Source organism: Streptomyces longispororuber (genome assembly GCF_014656095.1).
Classification (GTDB): Bacteria; Actinomycetota; Actinomycetes; order Streptomycetales; family Streptomycetaceae; genus Streptomyces; species Streptomyces longispororuber.
Window position 1 is genome coordinate 23,286 of sequence record NZ_BNBT01000075.1, and the last position, 15,013, is coordinate 38,298.

Annotated in this window: 12 protein-coding genes; 8 read left to right on the forward strand and 4 right to left on the reverse strand. The window is 73.6% G+C overall.

Annotated elements, in window-relative coordinates; all coding sequences use genetic code 11:
• The first annotated feature begins 28 nt into the window (after nt 1–28).
• Complete coding sequence (locus tag IE330_RS22380; RefSeq protein WP_190137876.1) at nt 29–706, forward strand: HAD family hydrolase; 678 nt, start codon at nt 29–31, stop codon at nt 704–706.
• A 547-nt stretch (nt 707–1,253) separates the two neighbouring features.
• Here the strand turns inward: IE330_RS22380 and IE330_RS22385 are convergent.
• Nucleotides 1,254–1,820 (reverse strand): DJ-1/PfpI family protein, encoded by a 567-nt coding sequence (locus IE330_RS22385; protein ID WP_190137877.1) that lies wholly within the window; start codon nt 1,818–1,820, stop codon nt 1,254–1,256.
• A 593-nt stretch (nt 1,821–2,413) separates the two neighbouring features.
• Here IE330_RS22385 and IE330_RS22390 point away from each other — a divergent pair.
• From IE330_RS22390 to IE330_RS22400, 3 genes are all read left to right on the forward strand, one after another.
• Nucleotides 2,414–7,405 carry an NAD-glutamate dehydrogenase gene (locus tag IE330_RS22390; RefSeq protein ID WP_190137878.1) on the forward strand — a complete coding sequence of 1,664 codons (4,992 nt, stop codon included), beginning with the start codon at nt 2,414–2,416 and terminating at the stop codon, nt 7,403–7,405.
• A gap of 183 nt (nt 7,406–7,588) precedes the next feature.
• Nucleotides 7,589–8,464 carry a polyprenol monophosphomannose synthase gene (locus tag IE330_RS22395; RefSeq protein WP_190137879.1) on the forward strand — a complete coding sequence of 292 codons (876 nt, stop codon included), beginning with the start codon at nt 7,589–7,591 and terminating at the stop codon, nt 8,462–8,464.
• Complete coding sequence (locus tag IE330_RS22400) at nt 8,461–8,997, forward strand: GtrA family protein (RefSeq protein ID WP_190137880.1); 537 nt, start codon at nt 8,461–8,463, stop codon at nt 8,995–8,997. Before IE330_RS22395 ends, IE330_RS22400 begins: the two co-directional genes overlap by 4 nt.
• Nucleotides 8,998–9,030: 33 nt before the next feature.
• Here the strand turns inward: IE330_RS22400 and IE330_RS22405 are convergent, their stop codons facing one another.
• Both IE330_RS22405 and IE330_RS22410 read right to left on the reverse strand, forming a co-directional pair.
• Nucleotides 9,031–9,921 (reverse strand): ABC transporter ATP-binding protein, encoded by an 891-nt coding sequence (locus IE330_RS22405; RefSeq protein ID WP_190137881.1) that lies wholly within the window; start codon nt 9,919–9,921, stop codon nt 9,031–9,033.
• On the reverse strand, nt 9,908–10,831 hold the full coding sequence (locus tag IE330_RS22410) for an ABC transporter permease (protein ID WP_190137882.1): 924 nt from the start codon (nt 10,829–10,831) through the stop codon (nt 9,908–9,910). The genes IE330_RS22405 and IE330_RS22410 overlap by 14 nt, the downstream gene beginning before the upstream one ends.
• Before the next feature lie 189 nt (nt 10,832–11,020).
• On the opposite strand from IE330_RS22410, the gene IE330_RS22415 reads away from it, so the two are divergent.
• The 4 genes from IE330_RS22415 to IE330_RS22430 all read left to right on the forward strand — a co-directional run bounded on the left by IE330_RS22415 (nt 11,021) and on the right by IE330_RS22430 (nt 13,842).
• Complete coding sequence (locus IE330_RS22415) at nt 11,021–11,647, forward strand: TetR/AcrR family transcriptional regulator (protein ID WP_190137883.1); 627 nt, start codon at nt 11,021–11,023, stop codon at nt 11,645–11,647.
• Between the two features lie 203 nt (nt 11,648–11,850).
• Nucleotides 11,851–12,015 (forward strand): hypothetical protein, encoded by a 165-nt coding sequence (locus IE330_RS22420; RefSeq protein ID WP_190137884.1) that lies wholly within the window; start codon nt 11,851–11,853, stop codon nt 12,013–12,015.
• Between the two features lie 4 nt (nt 12,016–12,019).
• Nucleotides 12,020–13,210 (forward strand): sensor histidine kinase, encoded by a 1,191-nt coding sequence (locus IE330_RS22425; protein WP_190137885.1) that lies wholly within the window; start codon nt 12,020–12,022, stop codon nt 13,208–13,210.
• A complete protein-coding gene (locus IE330_RS22430; protein ID WP_190137886.1) occupies nt 13,198–13,842 on the forward strand; it encodes a response regulator transcription factor in 645 nt (214 codons plus the stop codon). The genes IE330_RS22425 and IE330_RS22430 overlap by 13 nt, the downstream gene beginning before the upstream one ends.
• 252 nt (nt 13,843–14,094) lie before the next feature.
• Here the strand turns inward: IE330_RS22430 and IE330_RS22435 are convergent.
• Nucleotides 14,095–15,013, reverse strand: a 919-nt coding sequence (locus IE330_RS22435) for an FtsX-like permease family protein (RefSeq protein ID WP_190137887.1), incomplete at its 5' end; no start/stop codon positions are given.

Genomic DNA, 15,013 nt, shown 5'->3' on the forward strand with positions numbered 1-15,013 from the left:
TGTCGGTGGGGCCCGGTACCGTCGTGGGATGGGGAAGCTGCATCACGGGGCGTACGGGGCCCACATCGTCTGGGACTGGAACGGCACACTTCTGCACGACATCCACGCGGTGATCGAGGCGACGAACGCCTCGTTCCTGGAGCTGGGTCTTGAGCCAATCACGCTGGAGCGGTACCGCGAGCTGTACTGCGTGCCGGTGCCGCGGTTCTACGAGCGGCTGATGGGGCGGTTGCCCACCGAGGCCGAGTGGCTGGTGATGGACGCCGTCTTCCACAAGCACTACGGGGCGCGCGTGGACGCGTGCGCGCTCGCCGAGGGGGCGGCGGAGCTGCTCGCCTCGCGGCAGGCGGCGGGGCTGACGCAGTCGCTGCTCTCGCTGGCGCCGCACGAGCAGTTGGTGCCGTTGGTACGGCGGCACGGGATCGCCGAGCGGTTCACGCGGATCGACGGGCGGACGGACGGGTCGCACACGGGGAAGGCCGAGCGGATGGTGCGGCACCTCGCGGAGCTGCCGGGGGTGGATCCGGCGCGGATCGTCGTGATCGGGGACGCGGTGGACGACGCGGTGGCCGCGGCGCACGTGGGGGCGCGGGCCGTGCTGTACACCGGGGGCTCGCACTGCCGGGCCAGCCTGGAGGCCGCCGGGGTTCCCGTCGTCGACACCCTCACCGAAGCAGTGGCTACCGCCGAGGGCTTGGTGGCCTAGGCCAGGGCCTGCCCGGCCCCGGCTGCCCCCGGCAGGCGCCTCGGTGCAACGGCCGGGCGGCACCTGGGCCGGGCCATGGCCGAGCCCATGCGCGACCGCTGAGCGGCACCTGGGCGCTGTGCCCACCCGTCCCGCCCTGCGGGACGACTGCCCACAGCAGGGGGGCCTCGCCCCGCCCGCTGCGCGGAGCCAGGGCCCTGGCCGGGCCCGTGCGTAACGCCTGCGCGGCACCTGGGCGCTGTGCCCACCCGTCCTGCCCCGCGGGACGATTGCCCACAGCAAAGGGGCCTCGTCCGCTACCCGCAGCGTTCAGCGTCGGGGCCCGGGTGGGAAAGGTTGCGCCGCGGTAGCGGCGGAAGGCGGGGGTGCCAGCCGCAAGCGCTTCGCGTCGGGGCCGAGGGGGCAAGGCCGTGGTGGTACGGGTGGGCGGGTGGGAGAGCTTTTGCCGCGGTAGCGGCACAGTGGGGCGCCAGCCGCAAGCGCTCCGCGTCGGGGCCGGGCCCGCGCAGCCGGGGCGTTACGGGTGGGCGGGTGGGAGGGCAGGCCCCTACGTCACCGGGGCCTTCGCCCGCAGCACCGTGAGGAACTCCCGCATCCACCCCGAATGATCCGCCCAGGCCCTGGCCGAGACCAACGTGCCGTCGACCACCGCCTCCGCGTCCTGGTACGTGGCCCCGGCCGTCTGCATGTCGAGTTCCAGGGCCGGGTAGGCCGTGACGCGGCGCCCCGCGAGGGCCCCGACGGCCGCGGTGAGCAGGGGGCCGTGGCAGATCTGGGCCACCGGCTTGTCCGCGTCGAAGAAGGCCTTGAGGATCTTGCGGAGCTCCGGGTCGCCGCGCAGGTACTCCGGGGCCCGGCCGCCGGGCACCACCAGGGCGACGTACTGCCCGGGGTCGACGTCGGCGAAGGCCAGGTCGGCGGGCCAGGTGTAGCCCGGCTTCTCCGTGTACGTGTCGAAGCCCGGCTCGAAGTCGTGCACGACGAACTGGAGCTTCTTGCGGGTCGGGGCCGCGATGTGGACGTCGTACCCCTCCTCGCGCAGTCGCTGGTACGGGTAGAGGACCTCCAGTGACTCCGCCGCGTCGCCGGTGACCATCAGGATCTTGGCTGCCATGAGTGCTCGCTCCCTGCTCGCTGCCGGGCGGTCACGTCCGTGTCGCCAACGTGCCTCTCCCGGGGGCGTTTGCCAAGGGGTCCGCCGGGCAGCCGGGCGGGGACCGGGGACGCCGGCCCGGCCCCGGCCGGAGCCCCGGGGGTGCCGGGGAAACGCGAGGTCAGCCAGGAAGACCCGGGGAGACCGGGGTGGCGTGAGAGGGATCGGGAGGACGGGCACTGTGCAGAGTGTCAAAGTTCGGGGCCTGGTTTTGTACACATACGGCTCATGACGAGTTCCCGGTGGGGGGCGATAGCCTTGTCCCGTGATCAGCGCGATATCCCGCGGGGGCACCGCCGCCTCCGCCCTGCGCCCGATACGCACGGAGGACATCCGTGCCGGGCGCCTCGCTGACGTTCACCCGCGGTGCGGACAGCGCGTTCGGCGCGACCGCCGGGGCCGGTCGGTGGACTCCCCGGAATTGGCGGAATCCCGCCCGCTCACCGCTCATCGAGACATAACGTCGACACCGGCCGGAGACCCCGCGTCGCGGCGTCATGTCACATCACTTCCTTCTACGTCACGCAACGGCGCGCGACAGGAGTCAGAGGACAATGCAGACCAAGCTGGACGAAGCCAAGGCCGAGCTGCTCGCGCGAGCCGCCCGGGTAGCTGAGAACAGCCCGGTCGGGGGGCGCCTGCCAATGGGAGCACCGACCGGGCCGAAGGGCGACGGCGCGGCCGGCGGGCCGGGCCCGGCTGCCGGGGCCGGCCAGGCGGACCAGGACACGGTGCTCGCGTTCCTCCAGCGCTACTACCTGCACACCGCCCCCGAGGACCTCACCGACCGCGACCCGGTCGACGTCTTCGGTGCCGCCGTCTCGCACTACCGCCTGGCCGAGACGCGTCCGCAGGGCACCGCGAGCGTCCGCGTGCACACGCCCACCGTCGAGGAGAACGGCTGGACGTGCAGCCACTCCGTCGTCGAGGTCGTCACCGACGACATGCCGTTCCTCGTGGACTCCGTGACGAACGAGCTGTCCCGGCAGGGCCGCGGCATCCACGTCGTCATCCACCCGCAGATCGTCGTCCGCCGCGACCTGACCGGCAAGCTCCTGGAGGTGCTGCCCGAGGCGCCGACCGCGGCGGGCTCCGAGCGGCCGCACGACACGCTCGTCGAGTCCTGGATCCACGTCGAGATCGACCGCGAGACCGACCGCTCGGACCTGAAGCAGATCACCAACGACCTGCTGCGCGTCCTGAACGACGTCCGCGAGACGGTCGAGGACTGGGAGAAGATGCGCGACGCCGCGCTGCGCATCGCCGACGCCCTGCCGAGCGAGCCGACCGCGTCCGACGTGCGCGAGGGCGAGGTCGAGGAGGCCCGCGAGCTGCTGCGCTGGCTGGCCGCGGACCACTTCACCTTCCTCGGCTACCGCGAGTACGACCTCACGGAGGACGACTCCCTGGCCGCCGTGCCCGGCACCGGCCTCGGCATCCTGCGCTCCGACCCCAAGCACAGCGGCGACGACCACCACCCGGGCGGCCCGTCCTTCAACCGGCTTCCCGCCGACGCCCGCGCCAAGGCCCGCGAGCACAAGCTGCTCGTCCTGACGAAGGCCAACAGCCGCGCCACCGTGCACCGGCCGTCGTACCTGGACTACGTGGGCGTGAAGAAGTTCGACGCCGAGGGCAACGTCGTCGGCGAGCGCCGCTTCCTCGGCCTGTTCTCCAGCGTCGCGTACACCGAGTCGGTGCGCCGCGTGCCCGTCATCCGCCGCAAGGTCGAGGAGGTCCTCCGGGGCGCGGGCTTCTCGCCCAACAGCCACGACGGCCGCGACCTGCTGCAGATCCTGGAGACGTACCCGCGCGACGAGCTGTTCCAGACGCCCGCGGACGAGCTCCGGTCGATCGTCACCAGCGTCCTGTACCTCCAGGAGCGCCGCCGGCTCCGGCTCTACCTGCGCAAGGACGAGTACGGCCGCTACTACTCCGCGCTGGTCTACCTGCCGCGCGACCGCTACACCACCGGCGTCCGGCTGCGGATCATCGACATCCTCAAGGAGGAGCTGAACGGCGCCAGCGTCGACTTCACGGCCTGGAACACCGAGTCGATCCTGTCCCGCATCCACTTCGTCGTCCGCGTGCCCAAGGGCGGCGAGGTCCCCGACCTGTCCGACACCGACGTCGAGCGCATCGAGGGCCGCCTGGTGGAGGCCGCCCGCTCCTGGGCCGACGGCTTCGGCGAGGCGCTGACCGCCGAGTTCGGCGAGGAGCGCGCGGCGGAGCTGCTCCGCAGGTACGGCGGCGCGTTCCCCGAGGGCTACAAGGCCGACCACACCCCGCGCTCGGCCGTCGCCGACCTGGTGCACCTGGAGCAGCTCCAGCAGGGCCACAAGGACTTCGCGCTCAGCCTGTACGAGCCGGTGGGCGCCGCCCCCGGCGAGCGCCGCTTCAAGATCTACCGCTCGGGCGGCCAGGTCTCGCTGTCCGCGGTGCTGCCCGTGCTCCAGCGCCTGGGCGTCGAGGTCACCGACGAGCGCCCCTACGAGCTGCGCTGCGCGGACCGTACGAACGCCTGGATCTACGACTTCGGCCTGCGCATGCCCAAGTCGGGCAACGGCAACGGCGACTACCTGGGCGACGACGGCCGCGAGCGCTTCCAGGAGGCCTTCGCCGCCGCCTGGACCGGCGAGGCCGAGGTCGACGGCTTCAACTCCCTGGTCCTGCGCGCCGGGCTGACCTGGCGGCAGGCGATGGTGCTGCGCGCCTACGCCAAGTACCTGCGCCAGGCGGGCTCCACGTTCAGCCAGGACTACATGGAGGACACCCTCCGCAACAACGTCCACACCACGCGGCTGCTGGTCTCCCTCTTCGAGGCCCGGATGTCGCCGGAGCGCCAGCGCGCGGGCACCGAGCTGACCGACGGGCTGCTGGAGGAGCTCGACGGGGCGCTCGACCAGGTGGCGTCGCTCGACGAGGACCGCATCCTGCGCTCCTTCCTCACCGTCATCAAGGCGACGCTGCGCACCAACTTCTTCCAGGAGGCGACCGGCGGCAGGCCGCACTCCTACGTCTCCATGAAGCTCGACCCGCAGGCCATCCCCGACCTGCCCGAGCCGCGTCCCGCGTACGAGATCTGGGTGTACTCGCCGCGCGTGGAGGGCGTGCACCTGCGCTTCGGCAAGGTCGCGCGCGGCGGCCTGCGCTGGTCCGACCGGCGCGAGGACTTCCGTACGGAGATCCTCGGCCTGGTCAAGGCGCAGATGGTGAAGAACACCGTGATCGTGCCGGTGGGCGCGAAGGGCGGCTTCGTCGCCAAGCAGCTCCCCGACCCGTCGGTGGACCGCGACGCGTGGCTCGCCGAGGGCGTCGCCTGCTACAAGATCTTCATCTCGGCGCTGCTCGACATCACCGACAACCTCGTCGCGGGCGAGGTCGTGCCCCCGGCCGACGTGGTGCGCCACGACGAGGACGACACGTACCTGGTCGTCGCGGCCGACAAGGGCACGGCGACGTTCTCCGACATCGCCAACGAGGTCGCCCAGAGCTACGACTTCTGGCTCGGCGACGCCTTCGCCTCCGGCGGCTCCGCCGGCTACGACCACAAGGGCATGGGCATCACCGCCCGCGGCGCCTGGGAGTCGGTGAAGCGGCACTTCCGCGAGCTGGGCTGCGACACCCAGAGCGAGGACTTCACGGTCGTCGGCGTCGGCGACATGTCCGGTGACGTGTTCGGCAACGGCATGCTGCTCTCCGAGCACATCCGCCTGGTCGCCGCCTTCGACCACCGGCACATCTTCATCGACCCGAACCCGGACGCGGCCGCCTCCTACGCCGAGCGCCGGCGCCTGTTCGAGCTGCCCCGCTCCAGTTGGGCCGACTACGACAAGGAGCTGCTCTCCGCGGGCGGCGGGATCTTCCCCCGCTCGGCCAAGGCGATCCAGCTCAACGCCCACATCCGCGAAGCCCTCGGCATCCCCGCGGGCAGCGCCAAGATGACGCCCGCCGAGCTGATGCAGGCCATCCTGAAGGCGCCGGTGGACCTGCTGTGGAACGGCGGCATCGGCACGTACGTCAAGTCGTCCGCCGAGTCGCACGCGGACGTCGGTGACAAGGCCAACGACGCCATCCGCGTCAACGGCGCCGACCTGCGCGTCAAGGTCGTCGGCGAGGGCGGCAACCTGGGCCTCACCCAGCTCGGCCGGATCGAGTTCGCGCGCGCCGGCGGGCGCGTCAACACCGACGCCATCGACAACAGCGCGGGCGTGGACACCTCCGACCACGAGGTGAACATCAAGATCCTGCTGAACGCCGTGGTGCAGGCCGGGGACATGACCGTCAAGCAGCGCAACAAGCTGCTCGCCGAGATGACCGACGAGGTCGGCCACCTGGTGCTGCGCAACAACTACGCGCAGAACACCGCGCTCGCCAACTCCGTCTTCGAGGCGCCCTCGCTGCTCCACGCCCACCAGCGGTTCATGCGCCGCCTCGGCCGCGAGGGCCGGCTCGACCGCTCCCTGGAGTTCCTGCCCACCGACCGGCAGATCCGCGAGCTGCTCGGCTCCGGGCGCGGCCTGTCGCAGCCCGAGCTGGCCGTGCTGCTCGCGTACACGAAGATCGTGACGGCGGAGGAGCTCATCGAGACCTCGCTGCCGGACGACCCGTACCTGCGGCGGCTGCTGCACGCGTACTTCCCGAAGGCGCTGCGGGAGAAGTTCCCCGAGCAGGTCGACGCGCACGCGCTGCGCCGCGAGATCATCACGACGGTGCTGGTCAACGACACCGTGAACTCCGGCGGTTCGACGTTCCTGCACCGGCTGCGCGAGGAGACCGGCGCCTCCCTGGAGGAGATCGTCCGGGCGCAGCTCGCCGCGCGGGAGATCTTCGGCCTCGGCGAGGTGTGGGACGCCGTCGAGGAGCTGGACAACGTGGTGGCCGCCGACGTGCAGACCCGGGTGCGGCTGCACTGCCGCCGCCTGGTCGAGCGCGGCACGCGCTGGCTGCTCAACAACCGGCCGCAGCCGCTCCAGCTCGCCGAGACCGTCGACTTCTTCCGCGACGGCGTCACGCAGGTGTGGGCGGCGCTGCCGAAGCTGGTGCGCGGCTCGGACCTGGCGTGGTACGAGAGCATCCGCGAGGAGCTGACGGGCGCGGGCGTGCCGGACGAGCTGGCCCGGCGCGTGGCCGGGTTCTCCTCGGCCTTCCCGGCGCTCGACATCGTGGCCGTGGCCGACCGGATGGGCAAGGAGCCGCTCGCCGTCGCCGAGGTGTACTACGACCTCGCCGACCGGCTGCGCATCACCCAGCTCATGGACCGCATCATCGAGCTACCGCGCAGCGACCGCTGGCAGTCCATGGCGCGGGCCTCCATCCGCGAGGACCTGTACGCGGCGCACGCCGCGCTGACGGCCGACATCCTGGCCGTGGGCAACGGCACCTCCACCCCGGAGCAGCGCTACCAGGCCTGGGAGGAGAAGAACGCCGCGATCCTGGGCCGGGCGAAGACGACCCTGGAGGAGATCCAGAGCTCCGACTCCTTCGACCTGGCGAACCTGTCGGTGGCCATGAGAACGATGCGCACGCTGTTGCGCACGCATTCCTAGCCGGTACGTTGCCGGGGGCGCCCCGCACCTGATGGTGCGGGGCGCCCCCGGCTTTTTCGTGTACGCCCTCGGCGGCACAGGCACCGGCACCGGCGCGTGTCCGTGCTGCGCGCCTGTGCTGGCAAATCGGTCATTTGGGATACGGTGGATGAGATTATTTCAGGAAGGTCACAAGGTAAGCCGATGACAGAAGCAAGTCCGCTGGACGCGGCGGCGGGCGCGGTCCGCGCCCTCGGCGCCCCGCACCTGCCCGACCAGTGGGCGGCGGCCCCGCTCACCGTCGTCATGCCGACCTACAACGAGGCGGGCAGCCTGCCCGGCGTGGCCGAGGCCCTCCTGGCACTGCCCCTGCCCGGCCTGCGGCTGCTCGTCGTCGACGACTCCAGCCCCGACGGCACCGGCGCGCTCGCCGAGGACCTCGCCCGCCGCGCCGAGGAGACGTACGGGCACCGTCGCGTGGACGTTCTGCACCGCGCGGGGAAGGACGGCCTCGGCCGGGCCTACGCGGCGGGCATGGCGCGGGCCGTCGCCGACGGGGCGCACCACGTCCTGCAGATGGACGCCGACGGCAGCCACCCCGCGGCGAAGGTCCCCGAACTGCTCGGCGTGGCCCTCGCCACCGGCGCGGGTGTCGTCGTCGGCAGCCGCTACGTCCAGGGCGGCACGCTCTCCGACGCCTGGGGCGTCCACCGCAGACTCCTGTCCCGCTGGGCCAACGCCTACGCGGGCACCGTCCTCGGCACCCGCGTACGGGACATCACCGGCGGCTTCAACCTGTGGCGCGCCGACGCCGTGCGCGCCGTGGACCTCACCACCGTGGACAGCGCGGGCTACAGCTTCCAGGTCGAGACGAAGTACCGCGCGCTGCGCCACGGCTTCGACCTCGTGGAGGTGCCGATCCACTTCGAGGACCGTACCGTCGGCGAGTCCAAGATGAACCTGATGGTGCAGCTCGAGTCGGTCGCCGTGCCGTGGCGGCTGCGGCTGCGCCACGAGCGTGAGACGTGGGTCGCGCGCGCGGCCGGGGCCGCCCGTGGGCACCGGGGGCCGCTGGGATGACGAGCACGGTGCACGAGGCGGCACGGCCGGGACACCAGGACGCCGTGCGCGTGGCCCGCGCGACGGCCGTGGCGGCGCCCGGTCCGGCGCCGCTGTCCGGCGGCGTCCCGGCCCGGCTGCGGCGCCTCGGCGTCGAGGTGGCGAAGTTCGGTGTCGTCGGCGGCAGCGGCGTCGGCGTCAACTTCGTCGTCTTCAACCTCCTGCTGCACGGCCTGGGCACGGCCCCGATGGCCGCCACGGTCCTCGCCAGCGCCGTCGCCATGGGCACCAACTACCTGGGCTTCCGCTTCTTCGCCTACCGGGACCGGGCCGCGCGCGGCACGCGGCAGCTCGCGCTGTTCTTCGCCTTCAGCGGCATCGGTGTCGCCATGGAGACCCTGCTGTTCTACGCCGCCCACCACGGGGCGGGGATGAGCGGCCCGCTCGGCTCGAACGTCGCCAAGGCCCTGTCCATCCTGCTGGCGTCCGCCTTCCGCTTCCTGGTGTACCGGACGTGGGTGTTCCAGCACCGGGGCCGTCCCCGGCCCGCGTAGCGACGACGCCCGTGCGGGTTCCCGCGGGCGCGCTCAGCGCCTGCCGCCGCCGGTGAACCGTTCGTACTCCGCCATGACGTCGTCGGTCGGGCCGTCCGCGCGCAGCTCGCCGTGCTCCAGCCACAGCACGCGGTCGCAGGTGTCGCGGATCGACTTGTTGTTGTGGCTGACGAGGAACACGGTGCCCGCGTGGCGGCGCAGCTCCCGGATGCGGGCCTCCGAGCGCCGCTGGAAGGAGCGGTCGCCGGTGGCCAGGGCCTCGTCGATGAGCAGGACGTCGTGGTTCTCGGCGGCGCCGATGGAGAAGCGCAGCCGGGCCGCCATGCCGGAGGAGTAGGTCCGCATGGGCAGCGTGATGAAGTCGCCCTTGTCGTTGATCCCGGAGAAGTCGACGATCTCCTGGTAGCGCTCCGCGATCCGCTCGGGGGACATGCCCATGGCCAGGCAGCCGAGGCGGACGTTGCGCTCACCGGTGAGGTCGTTCATCAGCGCCGCGTTGACGCCGAGCAGCGCCGGACGGCCGTCGGTGTAGATCCGGCCGCGCTCGACGGGGAGCAGCCCGGCGACGGCCTTGAGCAGGGTGGACTTGCCGGAGCCGTTGGTGCCGACGAGCCCGATGGCCTCGCCCCGGTGCGCGGTGAAGGAGACCTGTCGCACCGCGTGCACGGTGCGCGCGGCCGGGGAGGACCCGCGCCGGAGGATGCGTCCGAGCGCGGCGGTGGCGGCGCCGCGCCCGGCGGGGGAGCCCGCTCCGTGGACGCGGTAGACGATGTCGACGCGGTCGGCGACGACGGTGGGGACGCGCGCAGCGGCGTGCCCGGCGACATCGGTGAAGACGCGCGCTGCGGCGTGCCCGGCGACGCCGGTGGGGACGCGCCCGTCGGTGGCGGCGGGGAGCCGCTCCCCGGTCTCATCCGCGGCCATAGCTCTCCTCCGCCTTCCAGAAGTAGACGAACCCGCCGACCCCGGCGACCAGGGCCCAGCCGACGGCCAGGGCCCAGGCGTGGGCCGGGAGCCGGTCCGCGCCGAAGCTGTCGATGAGGGCGAAGCGCATCAGGTCGATGTAGACGACGGCCGGGTTGGCCTCCATGAGGGCACTGACCCAGCGCGGCTGGCCCTTGAGGACGCCGGAGATGCTCCACATGACGCCGGAGGTGTACATCCAGGTCCGCAGCACGAACGGCATGAGCTGCGCGATGTCCGGGGTGTGCGCCCCGAGCCGCGCCATCACCAGGGCGAGCCCGGTGTTGAAGGTGAACTGCAGCGCGAGCGCGGGCACGGCGAGCAGCCACGACGGGCGCGGCGGCACGCCGCAGCAGAGCACGATGCCGAGGAGCGCCGCCATGGAGAACAGCAACTGCTGGAGCTGTTGCAGGCAGTACGAGACGGGCAGTGCGGCGCGCGGGAAGTGCAGCGCGCGCACCAGGCCGAGGCTGCCCGAGATGGCGCGGGTCCCCGCCATCACCGAGTTCTGCGTGAACGTGAACACGAAGACGCCCGTGACCAGGAACGGCACGAAGTCCGCCACGCCGTGCTTGGTCTGCATCAGCTCGCCGAAGATCAGGTAGTAGACGGCCGCGTTGAGCAGCGGCGTCATGATCTGCCAGAGCTGGCCGAGCCGCGCCTGGCTGTACTGGGCGGTGAGCTTGGCGGTGGCGAACGCGGTGATGAAGTGGCGCCGCTGCCACAACTGCCGGGCGTACGCGGGCAGGGAGGGGCGGGCGCCGCTGACGGTCAGTCCGTACCGGGCGGCGAGCTCGGCGGGGGAGGCCGCCGGGGGCGGCTCCGGTGCCGGGGGCGCCGGGGCGGGCGGCTTGTCGAGGAGATCGGTCACGACCGCTGCTTTCGCTGAGGGGGCGTGGGGACGGGCACGGCACGCGCCGGGCAGGCCGGCCCGGCGACGTCGGGACGGGCCCGTATCGTCGTAACGCTGACAGTAGAAGACCCGGACGACGGAACGCAACCGTTTCGTCGTCACGGGCCGGTCCTATGCTGTCCGTATGACGACCATCGGGACGGGCGCATGACCAGCGGGACGGGTGACGGGAAGCCGGGCGAGCGGGGGCGCAGGGCGCCCGCCGGGGCCGCCGTGCTGCGCGAGGACGTGACCGAGGCCATCCGCACCGCCGTCTTCGAGGAGCTGGCGGCCGTCGGCTACGCGCGCATGTCGATCGAGGGCATCGCACGCCGCGCGGGCGTCGGCAAGACCGCTGTCTACCGCCGCTGGCGCTCCAAGCTGCACCTCGTCCTCGACCTGGTGTCGGCCGTCGCCGTCCAGGGCCTGCCCACGCCGGACACCGGCACGCTGGAGGGCGACCTGCGGCTGCTGTACGAGGTGACGTCCCGCGCCCTGCGCCACCCCGTGGCCTCCCAGGTCGTCCCCGACCTGCTGGCCGAGGCGGCCCGCACCCCCGACATCGAGGCGGCGCTCCAGAAGGCCCTGCGCGAGGGCCAGCACGGCGTGGCCAGCGGCATCGTGGCCCAGGCGGTGGCCCGCGGCGAGCTCCGCGAGGGCCTGGACACGGAGCTGGCGCTCGACCTGATGTCCGGGCCGCTGTACTGGCGGGCCGTGGTGGTCCGCGGCACACAGCCCCGGGACTACCTGCACCGGCTCGCGGCGGCGACGGCGGCCGGGCTCAAGGCGCTCTGACCCGCGGGGGAGCGGGGAGCGGGGGCGCGGGTCGCGAAGGAGCGGTCCTCGGGTCGCGGGCCGTGGGGGAGCGGGCCGCAGAGGCGCGGGGTGTAGCGGACTACACCCCGGATCCGGGAGGACCCACCCTGGCCCTCGCGGGCCCCGGCCCGGCAGAGTCGATCACGTCCGCAGCAGAGCAGCAGACCCCGGAAAGGCCCGCCATGAAGTTCCTCCTCTGGCTCGTGCTCGCCGTCGGCGTGCTCGTCAACGCGTTCAGCAGCTTCGCCTTCGACGGCACGCGGGAGGTCGTCGTCAGCGTCGTCACCGGGGCCGCGGTCATCGGCTCGATCACCGCCCTGGTCCTGACCCGCGAACGCCACCCGTAGCCCCGTGCGGGAGACGCTGGAGCGCGCCGACCGTGCCTCGACGCAGTTGCTCATGGGGGCGGGCCTGGCGCTGCTCTCGTGCGTGTTCGTCGGCGTGCTGCTGTTCACGGTGGCCGCCTCCGTCCTCGTCGTCGGCCTCGGCGTGCTGCCCGAGACGGTGCTGGCCCTGCGGCGGCTGGCCGGGGGCAAGCGGCGGCAGGTCGCGCTCTGGTCGGGGGTGGAGATCCCCGAGGCGTACACGCCGCTGACCGGCACGCTCACGCAGCGCGTCCGCACGGCCCTCCAGGACCCCGGCACGTGGCGCGACCTGCGCTGGCTGGCCGTGCACCTCGCCTACGCCCTCGTACTGCTCTACGTCGCGCTGCCGCTGTGGGTGGTCGGGGCGCTCGTCGACGGGGTGTGGTGCGGGCTGCTGCGCCGCCGGGCCCTCGTGCTGCCGCTGATCGGCCGGCTCGCCGCGCTGGACGCGGCCTGTTCGCGGGCCCTGTTGATGCCCGCGCCGCAGGCGCTGCGCGCGGCCGAACTGGCCGAGCGCGTCGAGGAGCTGACCGTCACGCGCGCGGACGCCGTCGCCGCGCACGGCGCCGAGCTGCGGCGCATCGAACGCGATCTGCACGACGGCGCGCAGGCCCGTCTCGTGGCCCTCTCCCTGCGCGTCGGCCTCGCCAAGCGGGTGTACGACACGGACCCCGAGGCCGCGCGGAGACTCCTCGACGACGCCCAGGACCAAGCCGAGGAGGCGCTCACCGAACTCCGGCACGTCGTCCGCGGCATCCACCCGCCGATCCTGACGGACCGGGGCCTGGTGGGTGCCGTACGCGCGCTCGCGGCCGGCAGCGGGCTCGCCGTGACGGTGCGGGACACGGGCGTCGAGGGCGGCACCCGGGCCCCGGCAGCCGTGGAGGCCGCCGCGTACTTCGTGGTCGCGGAGGCGCTGACGAACGCGGTCAAGCACAGCGGTGCCGAGCGGGCCTCGGTGGACCTCGCGCGCACGGCGCGGGGCCTGCGCGTCGTCGTACGGGACGAGGGGCGCGGGGGCGCCCACGACGGGGCGGGGGCCGGTGCGGCACCGGGCGGGGGCAGCGGGCTGACCGGGATGCGGCGCCGGGTCGCCGCGCTGGACGGGACCATGGAGGTGAACAGCCCCGCCGGGGGGCCGACCGTCGTCGAAGTGGAGCTGCCGTGCGTGTGGTGATAGCCGAGGACAACGCGCTGCTCAGAGAGGGCCTGGTGCTGTTGCTCTCGACCGCCGGGCACGAGGTGGCCGCCGTCGCGGCGACCGGCCCCGAAGTCCTGCCCGCCCTGCTCGCGCACCGCCCCGACGTCGCGGTCCTCGACGTCCGCATGCCGCCCGGCTTCCGCGACGAGGGGTTGCGCGCCGCCCTCGCCGCGCGCCGCGAGCTCCCCGGCCTGCCGGTGCTCGTCCTGTCCCAGTACGTCGAGGAGACGTACGCGGCGGAGCTGCTCGGCGGGGGCGCGGGCGGGGTGGGCTACCTCCTCAAGGACCGGGTCGGCCGGGTGGACGAGTTCCTCGACGCGCTGGAGCGGGTGGCCTCCGGCGGGACCGCGCTCGACCCCGAGGTGGTCACGGAGCTGATGACGCGGCGGCGGGACGATCCGCTGGACTCCCTCACCCCCCGGGAGCGGGAGGTGCTCGGGCTCATGGCCGAGGGGCGGGACAACGCCGCGATCGCGGCGGCGCTGGTCGTCTCCGAGCGGGCCGTCAGCAAGCACATCGGGAACGTGTTCCTGAAGCTGGGGCTGGCGCCGGCCGATGCGGGGCACCGGCGGGTGCGGGCCGTACTGGCGTACCTCAACCGGGGCTGAGGCCGCCCCCCTACCCACAGCGGGGCTGCCGCCCCCGGCCCCGCCCTCCTCGTCTGGGGCTTCGCCCCTTTCCCCCTTCTTTGGCGCTCCGCGCCTCGTCCTCAAACGCCGGACGGGCTGAAACATCTCGGCTGGGCGAAGAATTCAGCCCGTCCGGCGTTTGAGGACGAGCGCGTCAGCGCGATTTGGGGGTCCAGGGGGCGGAGCCCCTTGGTTTCGGGGAGGGGTGGGGTTGGGGAGCCCCCGGCAGGGTCAGCCCTCGGGGTAGCGGGTGCGTAGGGTCCGGTGGGCCGGGAGGAGTGTGCCTGCCAGGGTCGTGGCCGTGGCGACCGCCGCGATCAGTGCCCCCTGGCCCAGGGGGAGGTACGGCAGGGCCCGCGCCGTGGAGAAGCTGAAGGCGAGGAGCGGCAGGAGCGCCGCGCCGGCGCCGACGGCGAGCCCGGTGACCGCGGTGGCCGCCGCCTCCAGGCACAGCATCCGCCGAACCTGCCCCCGCCCCGCCCCCACCCGCCGCAGCAGCGCCAGTTCGGGACGGCGACCGACGCCGATGAGGGCGAGCGTGGACAGGACGGCGATGACGGCGTAGCAACCGATCGCGGCGACGACGGCCCCGCCGACGGCGTCCCCGAGCGCCCGGTCCTCGGGCTCGACCCGCACCGCGTCCCGGACGGCCCCCGCCCCCCGCTCGCACCGCGCCCCGGGCACGGCGTGCCGTACCGCGGCCGGGACGCCGGGCCCGGCGGTGGCGACGAGGACGCGCCGCGCGCCGAGCCCGCCGTCGGAGGTGTGCCGTACGACCTCGTCCCGGGAGAGCAGGAAGTCCCCGACGCCCAGGCCACGTTCGTACACGGCGACGACGCGCAGCCGGGCCGCCGTGCCGTCGCCGAGGCGCAGGGAGACCGAGGAGCCGACCCCGGCGCCCAGGTCGCGGGCCCGCTCGCGGCTCACCGCGACCGTCCCGGGCCGCAGGCCGTCCAGGGAGCCGTCGCGGACGCCCGGGTCGAGGGTGCGGGCCAGGCCGGGGGCCGTGACGCCCAGGACGGGGAGGCGCTCCAGGCGGGGCGAGCCGGCCTCGGGGCGGGCGAGGACCACCGTGCCGCGGACGACCTCCGTGGCCGCCCGCACCCCGGGCGCCGCGCGGAGCCGCTCCACCGCCCCGGCGGGCAGCCCC

Coding starts and splice junctions, on each gene's coding strand:
- IE330_RS22400 (WP_190137880.1), top strand. CDS start 8,461: ATGACGAGCACGGTGCACGAGGCGGCACGGCCGGGACACCAGGACGCC.
- IE330_RS22385 (WP_190137877.1), bottom strand. CDS start 1,820: ATGGCAGCCAAGATCCTGATGGTCACCGGCGACGCGGCGGAGTCACTG.
- IE330_RS22405 (WP_190137881.1), bottom strand. CDS start 9,921: ATGGCCGCGGATGAGACCGGGGAGCGGCTCCCCGCCGCCACCGACGGG.
- IE330_RS22390 (WP_190137878.1), top strand. CDS start 2,414: ATGCAGACCAAGCTGGACGAAGCCAAGGCCGAGCTGCTCGCGCGAGCC.
- IE330_RS22380 (WP_190137876.1), top strand. CDS start 29: ATGGGGAAGCTGCATCACGGGGCGTACGGGGCCCACATCGTCTGGGAC.
- IE330_RS22415 (WP_190137883.1), top strand. CDS start 11,021: ATGACCAGCGGGACGGGTGACGGGAAGCCGGGCGAGCGGGGGCGCAGG.
- IE330_RS22420 (WP_190137884.1), top strand. CDS start 11,851: ATGAAGTTCCTCCTCTGGCTCGTGCTCGCCGTCGGCGTGCTCGTCAAC.
- IE330_RS22395 (WP_190137879.1), top strand. CDS start 7,589: ATGACAGAAGCAAGTCCGCTGGACGCGGCGGCGGGCGCGGTCCGCGCC.